The organism is Bacillus sp. SRB_331 (genome assembly GCF_003264175.1).
Taxonomy (GTDB): domain Bacteria; phylum Bacillota; class Bacilli; order Bacillales; family Bacillaceae_G; genus Bacillus_A; species Bacillus_A mycoides.
Genome location: NZ_NADV01000011.1, coordinates 283,010 through 306,614, shown reverse-complemented (window position 1 = coordinate 306,614; position 23,605 = coordinate 283,010). Strand labels below are relative to the sequence as shown.

The 23,605-nt window shown below is 36.6% G+C and carries 25 protein-coding genes; 6 read left to right on the top strand and 19 right to left on the bottom strand.

Annotated elements, in window-relative coordinates:
- Window positions 1–95: 95 nt before the first annotated feature.
- Window positions 96–1,337: an amidohydrolase family protein gene (locus B5P42_RS10195; RefSeq protein ID WP_113734153.1), complete on the bottom strand. Its 1,242-nt coding sequence runs from the start codon at window positions 1,335–1,337 to the stop codon at window positions 96–98.
- Window positions 1,338–1,550: 213 nt separating this feature from the next.
- On the opposite strand from B5P42_RS10195, the gene B5P42_RS10190 reads away from it, so the two are divergent.
- Entirely contained in the window at window positions 1,551–1,736 is a 186-nt protein-coding gene (locus B5P42_RS10190; RefSeq protein ID WP_002129290.1) for a PspC domain-containing protein, read from the top strand.
- A 70-nt stretch (window positions 1,737–1,806) separates the two neighbouring features.
- Here the strand turns inward: B5P42_RS10190 and B5P42_RS10185 are convergent, their stop codons facing one another.
- On the bottom strand, window positions 1,807–2,379 hold the full coding sequence (locus B5P42_RS10185; protein WP_002034214.1) for a helix-turn-helix domain-containing protein: 573 nt from the start codon (window positions 2,377–2,379) through the stop codon (window positions 1,807–1,809).
- 99 nt (window positions 2,380–2,478) lie between these two features.
- Here B5P42_RS10185 and B5P42_RS10180 point away from each other — a divergent pair, with 99 nt between their 5' ends.
- Entirely contained in the window at window positions 2,479–3,468 is a 990-nt protein-coding gene (locus B5P42_RS10180) for a DMT family transporter (RefSeq protein ID WP_113734152.1), read from the top strand.
- A 117-nt stretch (window positions 3,469–3,585) separates the two neighbouring features.
- On the top strand, window positions 3,586–4,251 hold the full coding sequence (locus tag B5P42_RS10175; RefSeq protein WP_002067333.1) for an aquaporin: 666 nt from the start codon (window positions 3,586–3,588) through the stop codon (window positions 4,249–4,251).
- Between the two features lie 60 nt (window positions 4,252–4,311).
- Here B5P42_RS10175 and B5P42_RS10170 read toward each other — a convergent pair whose 3' ends face one another.
- The 3 genes from B5P42_RS10170 to B5P42_RS10160 all read right to left on the bottom strand — a co-directional run bounded on the left by B5P42_RS10170 (window position 4,312) and on the right by B5P42_RS10160 (window position 6,975).
- The gene (locus B5P42_RS10170; protein WP_002112095.1) at window positions 4,312–4,743 is read right to left on the bottom strand and encodes an Rrf2 family transcriptional regulator; all 432 of its coding nucleotides are present in this window, start codon (window positions 4,741–4,743) and stop codon (window positions 4,312–4,314) included.
- A 118-nt stretch (window positions 4,744–4,861) separates the two neighbouring features.
- A complete protein-coding gene (locus B5P42_RS10165; RefSeq protein ID WP_113734151.1) occupies window positions 4,862–6,088 on the bottom strand; it encodes an ABC transporter permease in 1,227 nt (408 codons plus the stop codon).
- A 2-nt stretch (window positions 6,089–6,090) separates the two neighbouring features.
- Complete coding sequence (locus B5P42_RS10160) at window positions 6,091–6,975, bottom strand: ABC transporter ATP-binding protein (protein ID WP_113734150.1); 885 nt, start codon at window positions 6,973–6,975, stop codon at window positions 6,091–6,093.
- A gap of 343 nt (window positions 6,976–7,318) precedes the next feature.
- Between B5P42_RS10160 and B5P42_RS10155 the strand changes: the two genes are divergently transcribed.
- Complete coding sequence (locus B5P42_RS10155; RefSeq protein ID WP_113734149.1) at window positions 7,319–8,146, top strand: 5'-nucleotidase, lipoprotein e(P4) family; 828 nt, start codon at window positions 7,319–7,321, stop codon at window positions 8,144–8,146.
- Window positions 8,147–8,174: 28 nt separating this feature from the next.
- Here the strand turns inward: B5P42_RS10155 and motB are convergent, their stop codons facing one another.
- Together motB and motA are read right to left on the bottom strand one after the other, a co-directional pair.
- Window positions 8,175–8,963: a flagellar motor protein MotB gene (gene motB / locus B5P42_RS10150; protein WP_088034117.1), complete on the bottom strand. Its 789-nt coding sequence runs from the start codon at window positions 8,961–8,963 to the stop codon at window positions 8,175–8,177.
- A complete protein-coding gene (gene motA / locus B5P42_RS10145; RefSeq protein WP_113734148.1) occupies window positions 8,953–9,747 on the bottom strand; it encodes a flagellar motor stator protein MotA in 795 nt (264 codons plus the stop codon). Before motA ends, motB begins: the two co-directional genes overlap by 11 nt.
- A 274-nt stretch (window positions 9,748–10,021) precedes the next feature.
- Here motA and B5P42_RS10135 point away from each other — a divergent pair, with 274 nt between their 5' ends.
- A complete protein-coding gene (locus tag B5P42_RS10135; protein WP_002088858.1) occupies window positions 10,022–10,801 on the top strand; it encodes a M15 family metallopeptidase in 780 nt (259 codons plus the stop codon).
- A 36-nt stretch (window positions 10,802–10,837) separates the two neighbouring features.
- Here B5P42_RS10135 and B5P42_RS10130 read toward each other — a convergent pair whose 3' ends face one another.
- The 4 genes from B5P42_RS10130 to sdhC form a co-directional block, all read right to left on the bottom strand.
- Window positions 10,838–11,281: an acyl-CoA thioesterase gene (locus B5P42_RS10130; RefSeq protein ID WP_002088859.1), complete on the bottom strand. Its 444-nt coding sequence runs from the start codon at window positions 11,279–11,281 to the stop codon at window positions 10,838–10,840.
- A gap of 93 nt (window positions 11,282–11,374) precedes the next feature.
- On the bottom strand, window positions 11,375–12,136 hold the full coding sequence (gene sdhB / locus B5P42_RS10125; RefSeq protein ID WP_002088861.1) for a succinate dehydrogenase iron-sulfur subunit: 762 nt from the start codon (window positions 12,134–12,136) through the stop codon (window positions 11,375–11,377).
- Window positions 12,129–13,922: a succinate dehydrogenase flavoprotein subunit gene (gene sdhA, locus B5P42_RS10120; protein WP_002165022.1), complete on the bottom strand. Its 1,794-nt coding sequence runs from the start codon at window positions 13,920–13,922 to the stop codon at window positions 12,129–12,131. Before sdhA ends, sdhB begins: the two co-directional genes overlap by 8 nt.
- A 13-nt stretch (window positions 13,923–13,935) precedes the next feature.
- Window positions 13,936–14,562 carry a succinate dehydrogenase cytochrome B558 gene (sdhC, locus tag B5P42_RS10115; protein WP_002015407.1) on the bottom strand — a complete coding sequence of 209 codons (627 nt, stop codon included), beginning with the start codon at window positions 14,560–14,562 and terminating at the stop codon, window positions 13,936–13,938.
- 298 nt (window positions 14,563–14,860) lie between these two features.
- Between sdhC and B5P42_RS10110 the strand changes: the two genes are divergently transcribed.
- Window positions 14,861–15,310 carry a YslB family protein gene (locus B5P42_RS10110; protein WP_002015405.1) on the top strand — a complete coding sequence of 150 codons (450 nt, stop codon included), beginning with the start codon at window positions 14,861–14,863 and terminating at the stop codon, window positions 15,308–15,310.
- Between the two features lie 115 nt (window positions 15,311–15,425).
- Here the strand turns inward: B5P42_RS10110 and uvrC are convergent, their stop codons facing one another.
- The 8 genes from uvrC to B5P42_RS10070 form a co-directional block, all read right to left on the bottom strand.
- The gene (gene uvrC, locus B5P42_RS10105; RefSeq protein ID WP_113734147.1) at window positions 15,426–17,210 is read right to left on the bottom strand and encodes an excinuclease ABC subunit C; all 1,785 of its coding nucleotides are present in this window, start codon (window positions 17,208–17,210) and stop codon (window positions 15,426–15,428) included.
- Window positions 17,211–17,364: 154 nt separating this feature from the next.
- A complete protein-coding gene (gene trxA, locus B5P42_RS10100; RefSeq protein WP_000974757.1) occupies window positions 17,365–17,679 on the bottom strand; it encodes a thioredoxin in 315 nt (104 codons plus the stop codon).
- Window positions 17,680–17,890: 211 nt separating this feature from the next.
- Entirely contained in the window at window positions 17,891–18,868 is a 978-nt protein-coding gene (gene etfA / locus B5P42_RS10095) for an electron transfer flavoprotein subunit alpha (protein ID WP_002015402.1), read from the bottom strand.
- Between the two features lie 36 nt (window positions 18,869–18,904).
- Window positions 18,905–19,678, bottom strand: a complete 774-nt coding sequence (etfB, locus tag B5P42_RS10090) for an electron transfer flavoprotein subunit beta (protein ID WP_002088867.1) — start codon at window positions 19,676–19,678, stop codon at window positions 18,905–18,907.
- Window positions 19,679–19,756: 78 nt separating this feature from the next.
- A complete protein-coding gene (locus B5P42_RS10085; protein ID WP_044442315.1) occupies window positions 19,757–20,533 on the bottom strand; it encodes an enoyl-CoA hydratase in 777 nt (258 codons plus the stop codon).
- A gap of 11 nt (window positions 20,534–20,544) precedes the next feature.
- A complete protein-coding gene (locus B5P42_RS10080; RefSeq protein WP_012261773.1) occupies window positions 20,545–21,132 on the bottom strand; it encodes a fatty acid metabolism transcriptional regulator FadR in 588 nt (195 codons plus the stop codon).
- Window positions 21,133–21,238: 106 nt separating this feature from the next.
- A complete protein-coding gene (locus tag B5P42_RS10075) occupies window positions 21,239–22,924 on the bottom strand; it encodes a long-chain-fatty-acid--CoA ligase (protein ID WP_113734146.1) in 1,686 nt (561 codons plus the stop codon).
- A 192-nt stretch (window positions 22,925–23,116) separates the two neighbouring features.
- The coding region (locus tag B5P42_RS10070; protein ID WP_483295815.1) for a BclA C-terminal domain-containing protein at window positions 23,117–23,605 on the bottom strand (489 nt) is incomplete at its 5' end.

The window sequence follows — 23,605 nt, the reverse complement described above, 5'->3', positions numbered from 1 at the left end:
TAAGGAAGTATAGTACTTCCCTGTTTCTACTAAATAAAAAAGAAGGGTTCTATTTTCACAATTAGAACCCTTCTCAAAACATCTAAACGATTCTTCTATACAAGATTATCAGATTTCACTTGATCTAAATCCCCTATAACAACATTCCCTTTATACATAACTACACGCTTCTCTGTTTGACGAGCCACTGCTTCCGCGGAGCATGTTGCATTCGTTAAAACAAAACTTGCCTCATCCCCTACATTCGGCCACACTCGTTTCCCTTCATTATTTAACGTTTCTTTCCCTCCAGTAATAAAACGAAGAGCTTTCCCTAAAGACCTTTCATCACTCCAACCAAATCGTTCTGCCGATCGATTTGCCTTTTGAAGCATATCACCTGTGCCGAACGGAGACCAATGATCTGTAATACTATCATTTCCTAATGAAACTTTAACTCCTTTTCGATCTAATAATGGAATTGGGATTACTTGTTTACCGATTGGAACAGTTGAAGTGATATCAATCTTTAATGCTGCTAGTCTTTCTGCCACTTCTTCAGCTTCTTTATCAGTAACACCACCAAGTCCAAGCGCATGACTAATTGTTACACGACCTTGCCATCCTGCTTCTTCCGTTAGACTTGCCAATCTCTTCATTGTAAACGTTCCAAGGTTATTTGCATCATGCAAATGAATATCAACATCCGCGTTAAATTCTACCGCAATGTCCATAATCGTATGTAATGATTTTTCAATATCATTATCTACTGTAGCAGGGTCCACTCCGCCAACTAATTGTGCGCCCATACGCATCGCATCTTTCACAAGTTGCATAGAATTACTTCGCAATAATCCATGTTGCGGAAATGCAACTATTCTACCAGACAACCGATCTTTATATGTTCCTAAAGCCGCTAACGTTGCCTCTAAATTACGAAGTCCAATAACCGGATCCACATTACAATGCGTTCTAATATTTGTTGCACCATTTCGAAGCAATAACTCTAGCATATTTTCCGCCCTGTCTTGAGCAGTTGCTAATTGCTTTGGTAAAATCGTTTTTTCTTCATTAAAACGTGTAAAAATATTTTCTGCTGGCATACAAGCTTTCCAAGGCCCACTATAATATGTTTTATCAATATGAATATGCATCTCTTCAAAAGCTGGTAAAACTAATAAACGATTAGCATCAAAAGTTAACGTTCCTTCCTCTTGGGCGATTCCCGATATAATTCTTTTAATTCGCCCATCTTCAATAAGAAGACTGCATATCTCAGTTTCCGTTTGTGAAATTTTCGCTTCTTCATATGTATAACCTGTTTCAAGCTTTACATTAGTCAACCAATATAATGTCATTACCATTTCCCCACCTTATATTAGAAAATACGTCACACCCTCATTTTCATTTTAATACCAACTGAAAATTAAGACAATTAATCCACTGTATTGTCCTTTCACAAAAAAATGTAATATAACCTAATGGTCTTCTCATAAATTTCCATATAGAATAAAAGTACACTGTATCACTCATACATAACAGCGGTGATATAAAAAGGAGAGGATCATAATATGTCGAAGAGGTTATATAAATCCGAAACTGATAAAATGTTATTTGGTATATGCGGTGGTTTAGGAGAATATTTTGATATTAGCTCTACTCTCATTCGCATACTTTGGGTCATTGCTATTTTATGTTTTGGGACGGGGTTTTTAGTTTATTTTATTTGTTTATTACTTATGCCACGCTCTTACTAATAACATTCTTTCATATATTTGAGCATAGCGTATAAAAAATCCCCTATAGATTTTTCTATAGGGGATTTTTTCATGAAGAATATTTCATCGTTAAATGTAATACCGCTACTTCATCCTCTTCATTTTTATAACTATGTTTCTTATTAGCTTCAAACTGAATGGAGTCAAACTCATTTAGCACATATACGTCATTCTCAACTTGAATAGAAACTTTCCCTTTCATTACTGTTACAAGCTCAATTGCTCCTTCATGATGAGCTTCCGGTTCATATATACTATTCGCTCTTAAACAAGCACGGTGCATTTCCATCCCTGTTTCTTTCGTGTAACGGAACATCGTTTCTAAATGCCATGCTTGTCCTACATCTACTGCAAATCCTTCTCCGCAGCGCGCAACAGCTACAGGTTCTCCAACAACCATTAATCTCGATAAAGGAATCGATAACCCTTTCGTTATTTTCCAAATGACAGCTAACGTTGGATTCGTTTCGCCTCTCTCAATTTTCCCTAATGTTAATTTACTAACCCCTGTTTTTTGGGCTAATTCTTCTAAACTTAATTTTTGTTCATTTCGAATTTGTCTTAATAGCTGACCTACTTGCTGAATTACTTCTTTCGTTTGCATATCTTCATTTTCTTTCATCTATAAAACCACCTTAAAGTATAAAAAAGTTTACTTTTATTATATTAAAGTATATTATACTATACATAATTATTTTTTCCAAAAGGAGTGTTATATTTCATGCGCGCAATATTACTAGGTCTTTTATCATCGGCCTTTTTTTCTGCAACCTTTATTATTAACAGAGCAATGAATGTATCTGGAACAAGCTGGGCTTGGACTGCTTCCTTCCGTTTTCTATTTGCTCTCCCTATTTTATTCCTTATCGTTTTATTTCGCAAAAACTTAGGAGCTTTATGGGCAGAATTAAAAAAACATCCATTTGTATGGATCGGGTGGGGCTCGGTCGCTGGCATCGGCTTCTATTCTTTATTAAGTTTCGCAGCTGTTTTTTCTCCAGCTTGGCTCGTTGCTGGAACTTGGCAAGTTACGATATTAGCAGGTTTACTTTTATCGCCATTATTCTTCATTAAAATAGAAACAAAATCAGGTACAAAACTTGTGCGTGGAAAAATTCCACTACGCAGTTTATACGTCGCTTTATTTATTTTACTTGGTGTACTTTGTATGCAAGCTACTGAAGCGGGTCATATTACAATGACTCAATTCATTTCTGGTTTTTTACCTGTCGTTTTAGCAGCTTTCTTATATCCCTTCGGTAACCGAAAAATGATGGAACTTGTTGGCGGGCGTCTTGATACATTCCAACGTGTATTAGGAATGGCAATCGGAAGTCTCCCTATTACAATCCTACTTGGTATATACGGATTTTCCACTACCGGTATTCCATCATCAAGTCAAATGATGCAAGGATTTTTGTTAGCATTATGTTCCGGAGTTATTGCGACGATGACATTTTTCTTTGCTACTGACTTAGCAAAAAACAATCTTGCTTTACTTGGAGCTGTTGAAGCAACACAAGCTGGAACGATGGTCTTCACTGTGCTTGGTGAGATTATTTTCTTAAATGGTTCATTCCCTAGCGGTCTGTCACTGATTGGGATGATTATTATAATGTTAGGAATGGTCGTAAATAGTGTTTTAAACCGTTCTACTCCAGTCATTAAACAAAAAAATCAGCATAAAAATAGATATGGTTCTTCTCTATAGAACCATATCTATTTTTATTGTCTCCCTATTTCGCCTTATCAGAATAGTATTTTATTAGCTGTTTATACTAAAACTTATGTTATAATACGTTTCATGCGCATTATTAGGAGGTAAATTATGTTAAAAAAAGCAATTGCTGAATTTATTGGTACGTTTGTACTTGTATTATTCGGAACTGGAGTAGCTGTCATTGGTGGCGGAATTGAAGGAATTGGAACGTTAGGTATCGCTATGGCTTTCGGATTATCTATCGTGGCTATGGCATATAGCATTGGAACAATTTCTGGATGTCATATTAATCCAGCAGTATCAATCGCTATGTTCATCAACAAAAGAATGAACGCTATGGAACTTAGCTATTATTTATTAGCCCAAATTTTAGGTGGTTTATTAGGAACTGCAACGTTAGTAACAATTTTACGATCTGCTAAATTACCTTTAGATAATTTAGGACAAAATAGTTTTGGAACTCTTGGTTTATCTGGAGCATTTTTAGTTGAATTCATTTTAACTTTCGTATTTGTTTTAGTTATCGTTGCTGTAACAGGTAAAAAGGGAAGTTCTTCTTTAGCTGGACTAGTAATTGGTTTCACATTAGTATTAATTCACTTATTAGGTATTCCGTTAACTGGAACATCTGTTAACCCAGCTCGTAGTATCGCACCAGCTCTATTCGCTGGCGGAGAAGCAATTTCTCAACTATGGGTGTTCATCGTTGCCCCAATTTTTGGTGGTATCGTAGCAGCTGTTGTAGGAAAGTTTATTTTAAATACTGAAAAATAGAATTTTCAATATTTCCGAATAAAAAAAGGCGAGCCCTCATCATGAGGAAGCTCGCTTTTTTTATTCTTTAATTTTCGACTTTAAATTTGTAACTAACTGCTGCACCGTTACATTTGCAAGTACGTTTTCCATCGCTTCTTGCGATTGTATTAAAACAATCTCTAATACCGATTGAATATTAGCTCCTACTGGACATTCAATGTTGGGATTTTCATGGAAAGAAAATAGATGTCCTTCTTCTACAACTTCCACAGCTTTATATACATCAAGTAATGTAATTTCATCTAAATCACGAGCAAGTGTCGTACCACCTTTACCAGCTTGTACATCAACAAGTCCCGCTCTCTTCAACATTCCTGTAATGCGACGAATCACAACTGGATTTGTATTCACACTACCAGCAATCCATTCAGAGGTACAGCGAGAGTTTCGATCTATTGCAAGTAACGTTAACATATGAACACCTACTGTAAAACGACTACTAATTCCCATCTGCACACCCTCCTTTTTATTCATTCTATTAAAAGACGACTCTTATTATTATATACTATTTTTAATTTATACATAAAGAAAAAGCATGATTCCATTAGAAAATCATGCTTTTCTCTCCTTATTGACGCTTTATAAATTTCGCTAAATCTTTAAATTTCACTTTTTCTGAGTAATTCATTACACCATTTACGTAAATGCGGCTTGTAACAGCACTTAATATACCGATTGTTGTTAAAAGAACCGCCATTGTTATCGTAATTTCTAACATACCAGCTTCACCAGCTACAAAGCGTGAAAATGTGATCATCGGGCTGAAGAATGGAACGTAAGAACTTACAACAACAACAGTACTATTTGGATCACCTAGCGATTTAATACTTATAAAGAACGCGGCCATTATTAAAATCGATACTGGCAATATAACACCTTGTAAATCCTCAGTCCTAGAGACAACCGCTCCAGCAGCCGCATACATCATCGCATAAAGGAAATATCCTGTAACAAAATAAATAAGGAACATACCGATAACTTGTGCATCTATCTTTGTAAAATCAATTGGCGCTCCAAATAATGAACCATTTTCTAAATCTACCCATCCTAGTAACCAAGGAACCAAGTAACCACATGCCAATATGGCAAGTTGTAATAACGCCGTTGAAACAACCGCTAAAATTTTCGCATACATCATCGTAAGTGGTTTTACTTTCGGAATCATAACTTCCATAACGCGAGAAGCTTTTTCAGAAGCAATATTCATCGCAATTGTACTTCCGAACATGACAATAAACATATACAAAGCAAATGTAAAGAAATATGCGATTCCTGCGGAAGCAGAACGATCTTTTATCGCTTCTTGTTTCACAGAAATTTCGGTTTGCAATTGCTGTGCAATTTCCGGTGAAACATTATGTTTAGCAATTGTTACCGCCGTATATTGCGCTTTTAAATAACTAGCTATAATTGTAGAAGTTGTTTCACTAGGTAACTTATTAAACATATACGTAACTTCTGGAACTCCATTCTTTTCCGTCACATGGAATAGACCATCTAAATCTCCCTCTTCTACTTGCTTATGTAGTTTATCAAAATCATCTTTTGAACCGACCGTTATTTTTGCTGATGGCAATAGCTTATTTAGCTCTTCTTTTTGTACTTTGTATGTGGAACTCTCTACTACAACTGCAATTTTATCTTTATCCTTATTTTTATCATCGCCTGAAGTAAAATGATTAAATGCAAAAATCCCAAACACAACCAAAAATAAAATCGCACTCGTAATTAATGATTTTTTAGATAAAAATGCTTCTTTAAAATAAAATGAAAATACATGAGAAAATTTACGCATCTTTATTTCGCCCTCTCTACAAAGATTTCGTTTAACGTCGGCTCTAACATTTTAAATTGTCGTAAACCAACACCTTGTTCTTGCAATTGTTGCAAAATCTTTAGAGCTTCTGCATCATCTTGTACTTTCACATAAAGAAGGCCTTGTTGTTTTTCATACGGGACATGTATAGCTTCTAATCCCTTTTCATTCTCTTTTGTATCTTCGATTGTTAAATTACGAAAACCGTATTCTTTCTTAATATCACTTAATTGTCCTTCTACGACTGCTTCACCTTTTTTCAAAATACATACATGTTGGCAAAAAGCCTCTACTTGCTCCATACGGTGACTAGATAAAATAATTGTCTTTCCGCTCTGTACTTGTTCTCCAATAATACTAGCCAACATTCCAGCATTAACTGGATCAAGTCCGCTAAATGGTTCATCCAAAATAAGAAGTTCTGGATCATGAAGAAGAGCAGCAATCAATTGAATTTTTTGCTGATTCCCTTTTGAAAGTTCTCCTGCTGTTTTGAATTTATATTCTGGGATTGCTAAGCGCTCTAACCAGTAATCAATTGCAAGATCTACTTCTTTTTTCGTCATTCCTTCTAATCTACCAAAATATCGCAACTGGTCTATTACTCTACTTTTTGTATATAAGCCTCTTTCTTCTGGTAAATATCCAATTGTTACCCCGCTATCACCAAATGATTTTCCATCCCACGTAATAGAACCTTCATTTGGCGTTAATAAACCTAGTAACATTTTAATTGTCGTTGTTTTCCCTGCACCATTTCGGCCAAGTAACCCTAACACTTCACCTTTCGGTAACGAGATTTGCAAACCATTAACCGCTTTAGATTCTCCGAATATTTTTGTTAAGTTTTGAATTTGTAAACTCAATGTATAAAGCCTCCCCTTTAGTATCATTCGTACTCTCTATTAAAGACTATGATTGTTCGAAATAAAATATAGTACTATATTTCAATCTTTTATACGTATCATGATCCCACATCCACCATTTGTTTTATTTAGTTAAAATTGTAAATAACAAAGATATATTTGTCAATTATAATTGTCATTTCGACAATAAAACACGTCAAATCACTTTTTGTTATTTTTCCCATCTTTCTAATATAGGACATACTACTATATATACAAAAGACAATATGCAAATGTTCATAAAAAATTTTTTATATTTTAATATATAATATAAGATGATTTTCTAACATCGAGGAGGATACATATGAAGATGAAGAGGGGTATTACCAGTTTATTATCTATAGTCGTTCTTTCCACATCGCTTGTAGCATGTTCAGGAACAGCTGAGAAAACAGTGGCAAAAGAAGAGAAAGTACAATTAACAGACCAGCAATTGATGGCCGATTTATGGTATCAAACAGCTGGCGAAACGAAAGCACTTTACTACCAAGGCTACAATATTGGTCAATTAAAGCTTGATGCAGCTCTTGCAAAAGGGACAGAAAAAAAACCTGCTATCGTACTTGATCTAGATGAAACTGTTTTAGATAACAGTCCTCATCAAGCAATGAGCGTAAAAACAGGAAAAGGCTATCCTTATAAATGGGACGATTGGATTAATAAGGCTGAAGCTGACGCTCTTCCAGGCGCTATTGATTTCTTAAAATATACAGAGTCTAAAGGTGTAGATATTTACTACATCTCAAATCGTAAAACAAATCAACTAGATGCAACAATTAAAAACCTTGAGCGCGTAGGTGCTCCTCAAGCGACGAAAGAACATATATTACTACAGGACCCGAAAGAAAAAGGGAAAGAAAAGCGTCGTGAACTTGTTTCTCAAACACATGACATCGTCCTATTCTTCGGTGACAACTTATCTGATTTCACTGGTTTTGATGGAAAATCTGTGAAAGATCGCAATGAAACAGTAGCAGAATCAAAAGCACAATTTGGTGAGAAATTCATCATTTTCCCTAATCCAATGTACGGTGATTGGGAAGGTGCTCTATATGACTATAATTTCAAAAAATCAGATGCAGAAAAAGACAAAATCCGTCGTGACAATTTAAAATCATTTGATGCAAAATAACAAAGAGGATGGCCTTCGCCATCCTCTTTTATTGCATATTTCTTGTTAAAGGTAAAATAAATACTTCTACACGTCTATTTTTCGCTTTTCCTTCTGGCGTATCATTTGGTGCAATTGAACGGTATTCTCCATAACCAACTGCACTAAATTTTTCTGGTTGCAATTCTTTATTTTGGAGTAACACCTGCATAAAATTAACTGCACGCTGTGTACTTAACTCCCAGTTTGATGCAAACTGAGCATTTGCGATAGGAACCGTATCTGTATGACCCGACACTGTAATTTCACGAGGTGATGCTGAAACAAGTAGGTTAGACATCTCTTTTGCAATCCCTAACGATTCCAACTTCACATCTGCTTTCCCTGAATCAAATAGTACATTTTCTAATATCGTTAACATTAATCCTTTTTCAGTTAACTTAGTTTGAAAAGAAGAGGATAGTTGTTTCTCATTAATATATTGATCAATCTTTTTTTGTAATGCTTTCAACTCATCCATTTCTTTTTTTTCTTTAGCTCTATCTTCCGCTTGTTTTTTTGCTTGTTCTGCCTCAAGGCTATTTGCTGATAATTCTTTTTCCTCATTTGGTTTTTGATCGCTTAAAAATTCTTTATTTCCTGTTCCACCGGCTAACTCACTTCGAAAAGCAACTGCCATCTGTTTAAACTTCGCAGCATCTATACTACTCATTGCGAATAATACGATGAACAATGCAAATAACAACGTTAACATATCAGAATACGGAATTAACCAAGTTTCATCAATATGCTCTTCATGTTTTTTCTTTTTGCCTCTTCTATTTTTCTTACTCCGCATTTTTTTCCGCTCCTTTTTCTAGCTTCCTACGCTCAGTTGCAGAAAGCGCACCTAAAATGCGGTTTTTCATAATAAACGGATATGTACCTTCTTGTAACATTAATAAACAATCAATAATTAAACGTTTCTTCTCTAATTCAGCAGCAGACTTTTGCTTCAATTTGTTTGCAAATGGATGCCATAATACGTAACCTGAAAAAATACCGAAAATCGTTGCAATAAACGCACCCGAAATAGCATGCCCTAGCTTTTCAATATCAGTTAAATTTCCAAGTGCAGCTACAAGACCAATAACAGCACCTAAAACCCCTAGTGTAGGTGCATATGTACCAGCTTGCGAGAAAATAGCAGCCCCTTTTGCATGTCTCTCTTCAATCGCTTCTAATTCGGCTTCTAAAATTTGTTCTAAATCCTCTGCAGATACACCATCAATAACAAATTTCATACCACGCAAAAGAAATTCATCTTCAATTTCATCTAATTGTTGCTCTAAAGACAAAATACCGTATTTTCTACTCTCAGATGTCCAATGAACAAATAATTCTAGCAATTGTTCATAACTTAGATCTTTTTTATTTGAACCAAAAAGAACTTTAAATAATTTTGGAACTTTTTTTAGTTGATTCATCGGAAATGCAATACACACTGCAGCAAATGTACCGACGAAAATAATTAGTGCTGCGGCAGGATTTAGTAAGGCTGTTATGTCAGCGCCCTTGACGACCATCCCTACGACTACCGCTAATACTCCTAAAATGTTTCCAATAATTGTTGCAAAATCCATTCCCATTCACTCCTAGTCTATACCAGAGGTCTTTTATTCTTAATAATCGCTACATCTTCTTATATACATATATTACATAAAAAATGAACTTCATGAAAGATAAGAAATGAATTATATGAAAAAATACTACATTTTCACACATCTTCTGACATTTTCTGACATTTTCTTTGCATTTCTATTACGTTACGACTCTTATATTTCTTTTTCAACAAACTAGACTTATAATAAAAACGATACATATTTTATTAAGAAAGGACTGTGATTACAGGGCATCATGAAAAAAATAATAATTATTTCTGCCGCTACTATTGTAATCGGTATCACATCTTTCGTTTACTTTGGTTCTAAATCACCACTACAAAACGAAGCGAAAGCTGTCGAAAATCAAAAACATAATAACCACCAAAAAGAAGAGATTCCTGCTTTTCAAAAAGCTGATCATAATGCAAAGAAACTAGATGATAATTTTTCCGTTGTAACAAATCCAGATTCTGCTCTTGTATTAGTCAATAAACATCGTAAATTACCAGATGGGTACATTCCAGAAGATTTGACGAAACCGAACGTACCATTTACTAGTCCAAAAGATAAAGAGAAAACATTACTTCGCAAAGATGCTGCAGACGCTCTTGAAAAAATGTTCCAAGCAGCGAAAGAAGAAGGTTTAGAACTTACAGCAGTTTCAGGTTACCGTTCTTACAAACGCCAACAGTCATTACATAATACATATATTAAACGCCAAGGAAAAGCTGAGGCTGATTCGGTAAGTGCAATTCCTGGAACAAGTGAGCATCAAACCGGTCTAGCAATGGATATTAGCTCAAAATCTGCTAAATTCCAATTAGAACCAATCTTCGGAGAGACAGCAGAAGGAAAATGGGTTGCAGAACATGCCCATGAGTTCGGATTTGTCATTCGTTATTTAGAGGATAAAACAAAAACAACAGAGTATGCATATGAACCGTGGCACTTACGCTACGTCGGTAATCCATACGCCACATACATATATAAGCACCACCTAACATTAGAAGAGGCGATGGAGGACAAAAAATAAGAGAGCGAATCGCTCTCTTATTTTTCTTTTATTCTATTATAATAGCAATTCCTTCCATTCCTCAGGCCACGGTTCGCCTCTTCCAGTTTTTTTCGATGCTTGGACCATCATACCGCGTCCAACTAAACAAACTTCTCCTTCTGCATTTTTGACCATATAGTGTAAATCTAAAGAGGAATTCCCAACCGCTCCCGCCTTTACATATACTTTCAACTGCTCATCAAAATAAATTTGTTTAATAAAATTGCATTGTAGATCTGCGACGACTATCATCGTTTCTGATGATTCATGTGTCCATTCTTGCATAAATCCGAGTTCTTTAAACAATGCGATACGCGCTTCTTCAAAATATGTAAAAGCAACGACATTATTTACATGTCCAAACATATCTACTTCACCAAAACGAACTTTGACAGGATTATAAAATGAAAAACCACTTTCCCATTGCTCAAAGTCTTCAATATAAGAAATTCTCTTCATCGTTCCCTCTCCTTTTCGCCCTTAAAATAAACTGAATAAACAGAAATATAAAGTTATAAATATTGCCTCTTCAACATGAAGAGGCAATATTTATTAATAGTTATTGTCGCTACCAAAGAAATCTTTGAACGATTGAATTGTTGTATCACGGTTTAATGCTGCAATTGAAGTTGTTAATGGAATACCTTTCGGACATGATTGCACACAGTTTTGAGAGTTACCACAGTTTGCAAGTCCTCCATCACCCATAATTGCACGTAAGCGATCTGCTTTATGCATTTCACCAGTTGGATGCGAGTTAAATAAACGTGCTTGTGAAAGCGGTGCTGGACCAATAAAGTCAGACTTACTGTTTACGTTCGGACATGACTCTAAGCAAACACCACATGTCATACATTTCGAAAGTTCATATGCCCATTGACGCTTTTTCTCTGGCATTCTTGGACCTGGCCCTAGGTCGTACGTACCGTCGATTGGAATCCAAGCTTTAACACGTTTTAACGCGTTAAACATACGGCTACGGTCAACTTGTAAATCACGTACAATCGGGAATGTCTTCATCGGCTTTAAGCGAATTGGTTGCTCTAACTGGTCAATAAGAGCTGTACATGATTGACGTGGTTTTCCGTTAATCACCATCGAACAAGCACCACATACTTCTTCTAAACAGTTCATATCCCATGCAATCGGAGTCGTCTGGTTTCCTTTTGAATCAACAGGATTACGACGAATTTCCATCAGTGCCGAAATAATGTTCATATTTGGACGATATGGAATTTCAAACTCTTGATCAAACTCTTGTGCATCTGGTCCATCTTGTCTCGTAATGATGAGGCGGATTGTTTTCTCAGACATGTTGCTTATCCCCCTTCTCTTCACCCTTAGCAGCTACATCATGTTTTGAGGAATAGTCACGTTTACGTGGTTTAATTAATGAAACATCCACTTCTTCGTAATGGAATGCTGGTGCCTTTCCTTCTCCCTCAAATTTCGCCATCGTAGTTTTTAAGAAGTTTGCATCATCACGATTTGGGAATTCTGGTTTGTAATGCGCTCCGCGGCTTTCATTACGGTTATATGCGCCAATTGTAATAACACGTGCTAACTCGAACATATTTGCAAGTTGGCGTGTAAATGAAGCACCCTGGTTACTCCATCTTGCTGTATCGTTAATGTTAATGCGTTTGTAACGCGCCATTAACTCTTCAATTTTCGCATCAGTTTCTAGTAACTTTTTATTTTCACGAACTACTGTAACGTTATCTGTCATCCATTCTCCAAGCTCTTTATGAAGAACATATGCATTTTCGTTACCATCAAGCGTTAAAATATTGTTAAATTTCTCTGTTTCGATTAATTCATTTTGCTCATATACAGTAGTTGAAACAGCATCAGATGATTTAGAAAGACCTTTCATATACTCAATTGCGTTCGGTCCTGCTACCATACCACCGTAAATTGCTGATAATAATGAGTTCGCACCAAGGCGGTTACCACCGTGCATAGAATAATCACACTCACCTGCTGCAAATAAACCTGGAATACTTGTCATTTGCTTATAATCAACCCATAATCCGCCCATTGAATAGTGAACCGCTGGGAAGATTTTCATTGGTAGTTTACGAGGATCATCACCTGTAAATTTCTCATAGATTTCAATAATTCCACCAAGTTTAATATCTAGTTCTTTCGGATCTTTATGAGAAAGATCTAAGTACACCATGTTTTCACCGTTAATACCTAGTTTTTGCTCTACGCAAACATCAAAGATTTCACGCGTTGCAATATCACGAGGTACAAGGTTTCCGTAAGCTGGATATTTTTCTTCTAAGAAGTACCATGGCTTACCATCTTTATACGTCCAAACACGTCCACCTTCACCACGTGCAGATTCACTCATAAGACGTAACTTATCGTCTCCAGGAATTGCCGTTGGATGAATTTGAATGAACTCACCGTTCGCATAATATGCACCTTGTTGATATACAGCAGACGCTGCTGTACCTGTATTAATAATAGAGTTTGTTGATTTTCCAAAGATGATACCAGGGCCCCCTGTTGCCATAATCACGGCATCAGCTTGGAAACTTTTTATCTCCATAGTTTGTAAGTCTTGCGCGACGATTCCTCGGCACACACCTTCATCATCTACAACAGCTCGTAAGAAATCCCAACCTTCATATTTCGTTACAAGTCCTGCTACTTCATGACGACGTACTTGCTCATCTAATGCATATAGTAATTGTTGACCAGTTGTTGCGCCAGCAAATGCTGTACGGTGATGTTGTGTTCCACCGAAACGACGGAAATCCAGAAGTCCTTCTTCCGTACGGTTGAACATAACACCCATGCGATCCATTAAATGAATAATACCAGGTGCTGCATCACACATCGCTTTAACTGGTGGTTGGTTCGCTAAGAAGTCCCCACCATAAATTGTATCGTCAAAGTGGATCCATGGAGAATCCCCTTCACCTTTTGTATTTACGGCACCGTTAATTCCACCTTGGGCACATACAGAATGTGAACGTTTTACTGGTACTAAAGAAAATAGTTCAACATTTACTCCTGCTTCTGCCGCTTTAATCGTTGCCATTAAGCCGGCCAAGCCACCGCCGACTACTATAAGTTTCCCTTTCATGCTCTCCCACTCCTTACTGGTTTGCTAGCTGTGGATCGATGAACGCTAATAATGCACTCACACCTACATAAGATAGACCTAAGAAAATAGCTAATGTTACATAAGTAGAGATTCTTTGTGAACGTGGAGATACTGTAATTCCCCAGCTTATACAGAATGTCCATAGTCCATTTGCAAAGTGGAAAATTGTTGAAACAACACCAACTAAATAGAAACCAAACATAAATGGGTTGTTTAAAATATCTGCCATCATATCATAGTTTACCTCTTTACCTAACAATGCTTGAATACGAGTTTCCCAGACGTGCCAAGAAATGAAGATCAGCGTAACGATACCTGAAATTCGTTGGAAGACGAACATCCAGTTACGGAAATAGCCGTAAGATACCGCATTGTTCTTAGCTGTAAATGCAATATATAAGCCATATATAGCATGGTACAGTATAGGTAAAAAGATGATGAAAATTTCTAGCGCATACCGGAATGGAAGGAGCTCCATAAAGCCTGCAGCTTTGTTAAAAGCCTCTGCTCCTCTTGTTGCAAAGTTGTTTACAATTAAATGTTGCGTCAAAAAGACACCAACCGGAATGACCCCCATTAATGAGTGCCACTTACGAAACGTATACTCGCGGCCTTTCATGTCCCCATTACCCCCTTGAATGTTTGACTGCTGTTTTCAGATTAATTTACAACAATAATGTTTTTTCACTATTGGCATAAGAAAAACTGAAAAAATTATTCAAAATATTTCAGCATAATTTAATACCAAGTTCATTTTACCCCTATTTTTGTCGAAGCGTCAAGAAAACGTATACATAATTTGCATATAATTTGCCAATTCTTTTTTTTTCTTATATATTCAGATTTCCCCAAAGAAAAATCTATTTTTATAAATGAAAAATGTTATATAATAATCCCTATAGAAAGAGGGGAATATTGTGAGCAAAAATACAATCGATATAACATCTTTAGAAGATGTTTCATTGAACGCCTTCGCTTATGAATTGCTACGTGAAGAATTACTACCTGATTTAATTGGTAACGATTTAGATGGTATTTTATACTGGGCCGGTAGAAACCTTGCGAGAAAATATCCGCTAGAAACAATTGAAGAAGTCATTCAGTTTTTTGAAAAAGCTGGTTGGGGCACTTTAAGTATCATTGAACATAAACGTCGTGAAATGCAGTTTCAACTTAAAGGTACACTTATTACTGAGCGTCAAAAACAAAAAAGGCATTCATCTTATCAATTAGAAGCTGGATTTATCGCCGAGCAAATTCAAAGACAAAGAAACGTCGTTGCAGAGTCCTATGAGGAACAGAAAAAGCGTTCAGACTCTATTACATTTCTTGTTAAATGGGATATAAAAGATCTCATTGAAGTGTAGCATCTACTTACAGTCAACTAGACATATAAGTTTAGTTGACTTTTTTGTATATTCATTTAGGTTCGTTTATTTTAAATCTTCAGAAATTATACCAAAAAACAGAAGACGTTGTAAACTACAACGTCTTCTTATCTGTTAAATAAGTATAAATTGTCTCCGCTACATTTTTCGGCATACCCGCTTCGACAAATTCCGATATAGAAGCTTCTTTCATCTTTTTTAATGAACCAAAATGTTTTAGCAATACCTTTTTTCGTTTATCGCCGATTCCTGGAATATCATCCAATGCTGATTGAATGACCGATTTCCCGTGCAACTGGCGATGGAATGTAATTGCAAATCTATGCACTTCATCTTGAATGCGTTGCAATAAATAAAATTCTTGGCTATTCCTCTCAAGCATCACAGGTTCAGGCGGATCTCCAATGATTAAATGTGATGTTTTATGTTTGTCATCTTTTACAAGCCCTGCCATTGGAATATATAATCCGAGTTCATTCTCCAGAACATCACTTGTAGCGGCCAGATGGCCTTTTCCACCATCAATAATGATTAAATCTGGTAAAGGTAAATTCTCTTTAAGCGCCCTCGTATAACGGCGTCTTACAACTTCCCTCATAGACTCGTAATCATCTGGCCCTTGGACCGTTTTAATTTTATATTTCCGATATTCTTTCTTCGCTGGTTTCCCATCGATAAAAGCAATCATTGCTGAAACAGGATTTATCCCTTGAATATTTGAATTATCAAACGCTTCAATACGATATGGTGTTTCAATCCCTAGTTGCTTCCCTAGATTATCAACAGCTTTAATCGTCCGTTCTTCATCACGTTCAATTAAGTGAAATTTCTCTTCTAGTGCAATTTTTGCATTTTTATTTGCTAATTCCACAAGATCTTTTTTCTTCCCACGCTTCGGCTGTGTCGCTTCAACTTCTAAAAAGCGCTCTACTAATTCTGAATCTATACTTCCTGGAACAACAATTTCCTTCGGCTTGAAATGACTACTGTTTTCATAAAATTGACCGATAAAAGTTAAAAATCCCTCTTCTGGTTCATCATAAATCGGAAACATAGAAACATCACGTTCAATTAGCTTTCCTTTTCGAACGAAGAAAACTTGAACACACATCCACCCTTTATCAACTGCATATCCAAACACATCACGATCCACTAAATCACTCATAATCATCTTTTGCTTTTCCATAATTGCATCAATATGAGCAATTTGATCTCGCAACTCTTTCGCCCGTTCAAATTCTAGCTTTTCTGAAGCCTCATACATCTTCGTTTCTAATTCTGAACGAATTTCTTTATGCCCACCGTTTAAGAATTTAATAATTTCATCAACAATTTCTTTGTTTTGCTCATCCGTTACTTCTTTCACACAAGGTGCTAAACATTGACCCATATGATAATACAAGCAAACTTTATCTGGCATATTTGAACATTTACGAAGTGGATACATACGATCTAATAATTTCTTTGTTTCATGTGCCGATTGCGCATTTGGATAAGGCCCAAAGTACTTTCCTTTATCCTTTTTTACATTTCGCGTAATGAGTAAGCGCGGCTGTTTTTCAGCTGTAATTTTAATGAAAGGATATGTTTTATCATCTTTTAATTGAATATTATATTTTGGATCATATTTTTTTATTAAATTTAACTCTAAAATAAGAGCCTCCAAATTTGAGGAAGTCACAATATATTCAAAATCAACAATTTCTCCAACAAGCCGAAGTGTTTTCCCATCATGCGAACCAGTAAAGTACGAGCGCACACGATTTTTGAGTACCTTTGCTTTTCCGACATATATAACCGTTCCCTGCTTATCCTTCATTAAATAACAACCAGGTTGATCGGGCAAAATTGCTAACTTCTCTTTTAAATGCTCGTGCACTCGTCTCCCTCCATTTCTACATGCTTATGCTTATCATTTTTATTTTCACATAAAAACATACTATGCCAAAACACCCAACATACGTTCTTTTATTGTAACGGAAAGGTTGTAAAAAAGAAAATAAAAAAAGCTACCAAATGGTAGCTTCTTTATTTTAGAAGTGTTTAGAAACTAATTCTACTAACGCTTCTTTCGGTTTATATCCTAACGCTTGATCAACCACTTTACCGTCTTTTAATACGAAAAGAGCTGGAATGCTCATTACTTCGAATTGACGAGCAGTTTCTTGGTTTTCATCAACGTCAACTTTTACTACTTTTACTTTCTCGCCTAACTCTGAATCGATTTCCTCTAATACAGGAGCGATCATTTTACAAGGTCCGCACCAAGGCGCCCAGAAATCTAATAGTACAACACCTTCGCTAGTTTCAGCTGCGAAGCTTTGGTCATTTGCATTTATAATTGCCATTTTATTTCCTCCTTCAAGTATATTCTACCAAGAGTATATCATTAACTTTTATACGTGGCGAATATTATGTATCGTTATGTATTGTAACAAAAAAATGTTCCTTTATACTATATAAAAATATGGATGAAATACTAAAAAGATGAGAGACAGGGGATCTCTCACCTTTTTCTATATATAGGGGTACTTCACTTGGAACTCAAGGGTACTCAAATCATGAATGTACTTTTAACTTTTTAAACTCTTCTGTTAAAAGAGGTAATACTTCAAACAGATCACCGACAATACCATAGTCAGCTACTTTGAAGATACTAGCTTCTGGATCTTTATTAATCGCAACAATTATTTTTGAATTAGACATACCAGCTAAATGCTGAATCGCACCAGAAATCCCGCATGCAATGTATAGGTCTGGTGTAACAACTTTACCTGTTTGACCAATTTGTAATGAATAATCACAGTACTCAGCATCACAAGCACCACGAGATGCTCCAACAGCGCCGCCTAGTACGTCAGCTAATTCTTTTAACGGTTTAAATCCTTCTTCACTCTTCACACCACGTCCACCAGCTATAATAACTTTCGCTTCAGAAAGATCAACACCTTCTGCAGTTTTACGGACAACATCTTGAATGATTGTACGTAAATCTTTCACATCAACTGTAATAGAAGACACGTCAGCTGTGCGAGACTCGTCTTTTTCAAGAGTTGCAATGTTATTTGGACGCACTGTCGCAAATAATATACCATCTGTTACAATCTTCTTCTCAAATGCTTTACCAGAGTAAATCGGACGAGTGAAGATAACATTTCCACCTTCAACTTCTAAAGCCGTTACGTCAGAAATTAAACCAGCTTCTAATTTCGCTGCTAATTTTGGTGATAAATCTTTACCAAGTGCCGTATGTCCAAATACAATGCCTTCTGGCTTTTCTTCAGCATATACAGCTAAAAACGCTTGTGCATATCCATCAGATGTATATGATTTTAACTTATCATTTTCAACTGTCACAACGCGATCTGCACCGTAATGAATCAATTCATTTGCAAAAGAGGCAACGCTGTCTCCAACTAGAAGACCTACCACTTCACCGCCTTCTGCAATTGTTTTTGCTGCTGCTACCGCTTCAAACGAAACGTTACGTAGCGATCCATCACGAACTTCACCCATTACTAATACTTTACGAGCCATAGATTTTCCCTCCTGCATATATAATTTCGTATTTTATTAGATTACTTTCGCTTCTGTATGGAGCAACGATACAAGTTCTTTTACTTGATCTTGCAGCTCGCCTTGTAACACTTTTCCTGCATCTTTCTTAGGAGGCAAATAGATTTCAATTGTTTTTGTTTTTGCTTCCACATCATCTTCTTCTAAATCTAAATCATCTAATTCTACTTCTTCTAGTGGCTTCTTCTTCGCTTTCATAATACCTGGAAGTGATGGATAACGCGGTTCATTTAAACCTTGTTGCGCTGTTACTAGAAGAGGTAATGATGATTCAATTACTTCTGTATCCCCTTCAACATCACGCTCAATCTTCACATTTGTACCATCAATTTCAAGCTTCGTAATCGTCGTTACGTATGGGATATTTAACGCTTCAGCTACTCGTGGACCAACTTGTCCAGATGCACCGTCAATCGCAACGTTCCCGCCTAAAATTAAATCGATTTCTTTATCTTTTAAATATTCAGCAAGCACTTTTGCTGTTGTAAATTGGTCACCATTCTCAACATCATCTTCAATGTTAATTAGTACCGCTTTATCGCAGCCCATCGCTAATGCTGTGCGAAGTTCTTTTTCACTATCCTCGCCACCAACTGTTATAACAGTAACTTCTCCACCTTGTGCATCTCTTACTTGAATCGCTTCTTCAATCGCATATTCATCGTAAGGGTTGATGATGAATTCCGCTTCGCCATCGTAAATTGCACCGTTTTTAATTACGATTTTTTCTTCTGTGTCAAATGTTCGTTTCATGAGTACGTAGATGTTCATTCCATTTACCCCCTTATTTTTCAGAAAGATTCTATCAATTTTAAAATTCTGTTAATTTTTATTAAAAAAATAATTGGACTACCTACCACTAAATGAAGGCTTACGTTTTTCTAAAAACGCTGCTACGCCTTCTCTTCCATCTTCACTCGTAAATACTTCACCAAAAATCTGTGATTCACGCTGTACACCTTCATAATAATGAGACGATTTTGTCGTTTGTAATAACTCTAGCACAGCACGAGTTGTTGCTGGGCTTTTTCCAGCAATCTGTTTTGCAATTTTAAGCGTATCTTCTAAAATGGATTCTTCAGAAAACACTCCGTTAACAAGTCCCCATTGTAATGCTTCTGCACCAGTAATTGGTGTACTTGTTAACATCATTTCACAAGCTTTCGCTTTACCAACATAACGTGGTAAGCGCTGTGTACCTGCAAAACCAGGAATTAATCCAAGTGTTAATTCAGGTAAACCAAGCTTTGTACTTTCAGTTACAAAGCGCATGTGGCAAGACATAGCAAACTCAAGGCCGCCGCCAAGTGCCGCTCCATGAATTGCCGCAATAACTGGTTTTGAGCATTTTTCAACACGCTCAAACGTAACTTGTCCAAGCTGTGCTAAATCTGTTGCTTGCTTCGCTTCAGTAACAGATGTAAATTCTTTAATATCTGCCCCTGCTGAGAAGAAGCGTCCTTCACCATGTAAAACAACAACACGAATGTTATCATCCTTTTCCACTTGATCGATTAATTCAGTAACGTCATGCATAACTTGTGAAGACATCGCATTAGCTGGCGCATGATTTAACGTCGCCACCGCGATATGATCTTCAACTTTTACAGATAGGAATTTCAACATGATCCCTCCCATTATTGACGATAACCACAAGCTGCAATAAGTAGCCCATGTACCGTTTTTGAAAGTGCGACCAGATCATACTTATGATCGCTCATTACCCAATTGGTCACAACTTCATCTACTGTTCCAAAGATCATTTGTCTTGCCACGCGAACGTTTAAATCCGCCTGAAATTCACCTTGCTTTATACCTGTCTCTAAAATCTCATCCATAACTTGTAAGTAGCCTTTTAATACTTCATTTATTTTAAGGCGCAAGTCTTGATTGGACTGCCTTAGCTCTAATTGCGTAACGATAGCAAGAGGATCATTTTGTGACAACAGCAAGAAGTGCGTTTCTACCAACATGAATAACTTCGCTACAGCGCTTTCAATTCCTGCTATTTTTTGACGAATTGTTTCAACAAATTCTCCCATCTTCTCTTGGAATAAGGATATTAATATATCTTCTTTATTTTTAAAATATAAATAAATCGTGCCATCAGCTACCCCAGCTTGCTTTGCAATTTTAGAAACTTGCGCTTGATGGTATCCATTCTCCGCAATCACAATGACTGCAGCATCAATAATCTGATTGTATTTCGGTCTATTTTTCTTCACTTTACTGTCCCCTTCAAGAAGATGACTGAATGAATAGTCATTCATATTCTTATAATACTGACTATTTAGAAAAGTGTCAATCCTATTTTTTCAAAAAGAAAGGGCCTTAGCCCGTTTGCTCATCCTCATTCTTTCTCTTCTCTTCATCTATTAGGACCCGGCGTAAAATTTTTCCGACTGTCGTCTTCGGCAACTCACTTCTAAACTCATATACCTTCGGAACTTTGTAAGCTGCTAAATATTTACGTGCAAACTGATCTAATTCTTCTTCAGAACACTCAGCGCCTTCTTTCAAAACAACAAACGCTTTTACAGTTTCCCCTCGATACGGATCAGGAACACCGATTGTTACCACTTCTTGCACCTTTTCGTGTTCATATAACACTTCTTCTACTTCACGAGGATATACGTTAAAGCCACTAGCAACGATCATATCTTTCTTACGATCTTTCACATAGAAAAAGCCATCCTCATCCATGTATCCTACATCACCTGTATGGAGCCAGCCATCTTGCAGTACAGCTGCCGTTTCTTCTGGCTTATTCCAATACCCTTTCATAATTTGTGGGCCCTTTACAACAATTTCACCAATTTCACCTGGAGGTAATGACTCTCCTGTTTCAAGTGACATGATGATTGCCTCTGTATCCGGCCACGGTACCCCAATACTTCCCGGCACACGCTTTTCCCACAAAAAATTCCCATGTGTAACTGGTGATGACTCCGTTAATCCATAACCTTCTACTAATTTACCACCTGTAACTCTCTCAAACTCCTCCTGCACTTCTACAGGAAGTGGTGCAGAACCACTAATACAAGCCTGAATTGAAGAAATATCATATTCTTTTAAAAGAGGACTATTTAATAGAGCAATATAAATGGTTGGTGCTCCTGGAAATAGTGTAACTTTATGTTTCTTAATTGCTTCAAAAACCATTTTCATATCAAACTTCGGAATAAGCACCATTTTATATCCTTGCATAATACTTAAATTCATTACAGCTGTCATCCCGTACACATGAAAAAACGGAAGGACACCAAGAATTACCTCTTCTCCTTCTTTACAATTATATAACCAATGCGCTCCCATTAAAGTGTTCGAAACGAGGTTTTTATGCGTTAACATAACCCCTTTCGGAAACCCTGTCGTTCCCCCTGTATATTGCAAAAGGGCTAGATCATTTTCAGGATCACATGGAACTTCAACATCAGCATTACTTTCTCTTTCTACCGATTTCCAAAGATGAATCGTTTCGCTTTCCGACACATTCACAACAAGATTTGCCTGCTTTTTTTGTACAAATGGATAAAGTAAATTTTTAGGGAATGGTAAAAAATCTGCAATACGGGTTACGATAATATGCTCAAGCTTTGTTGCAGTTTGAACATTAGTAACTCTCGGAAACACTAAATCCAGGCAAAGAATAGCTTTTGCCCCTGAGTCATGAAGTTGGTACTCAAGCTCTCTTTCTGTATAAAGAGGATTCGTTTGTACAACAATCCCCCCCGCAAGCAAAGTACCATAATAACCAATTACAGATTGCGGACAATTCGGTAACATAATCGCAACTCTATCGCCTTTTTCAATACCAAGCCTTTGAAGGTAATTCGCAAATTTCTTTACCTTGTCATGGAAATCTGAAAATGTAACATCTTTACCTAAAAAGTGAAGCGCTTTCTTTTCTGGATAACGAGCAGCCATTTTCTCTAAATATCCATGAAGTGGCTGAATATCATATGAAATCGTACCTGGGATTTCCTCTGGATAACTCTGCAACCAAGGTTTTTCCACTCTCATTCCCCCTTCCAATACTTGTGAAAATAAATGAATGTTCATTCATGATGGTTGTTTTCATTATATTATAGTCGTAACATCGTTACAATCATAATATTCTGACTTTTTACAACTATGCTTTACCTCCTTAACTTCTTATTATATGTAGAAACTCTCCTAATTTTAAAAGAATAAGAGAGTTCACGTTACTTAGCTTAATCTTATAATCGTTAAAACTGCACCAGGTGTAGTCGTTGATAACGTGGCAACAGCTAACAATCCAAACAACTGCAAACTAATTGCACTCCCCGCTGCAAGAGTCGTAATAATTGTTGCACTAAATGATGTCGTTGCTAATGCAGGGGAATTGATAGTCCCAGCAAGCGGTGCACCATTAATTGTAATTCGCGAACTAACTAATAATGAAGCCGTTATATTAATTGTATATGAAATATAATAATTCCCGGCATTTGCGGCCGTAAATACTGTGTTCCCCCCAGACACAGTAATTCCCGGACCGATATTTTGATTATTTGGAAGTGGGACATTTGTTCCACCAAGCAGTACCGATATCGCTGTACCCGAAGTATTATTTGCAAATGCATATGTTGCCGTGATACTTGTACCTGTTACTCCCGTCGCTCCTGTTTCACCTGTTGCTCCTGTTGCTCCTGTTGAACCTGTTGCTCCCGTTGCTCC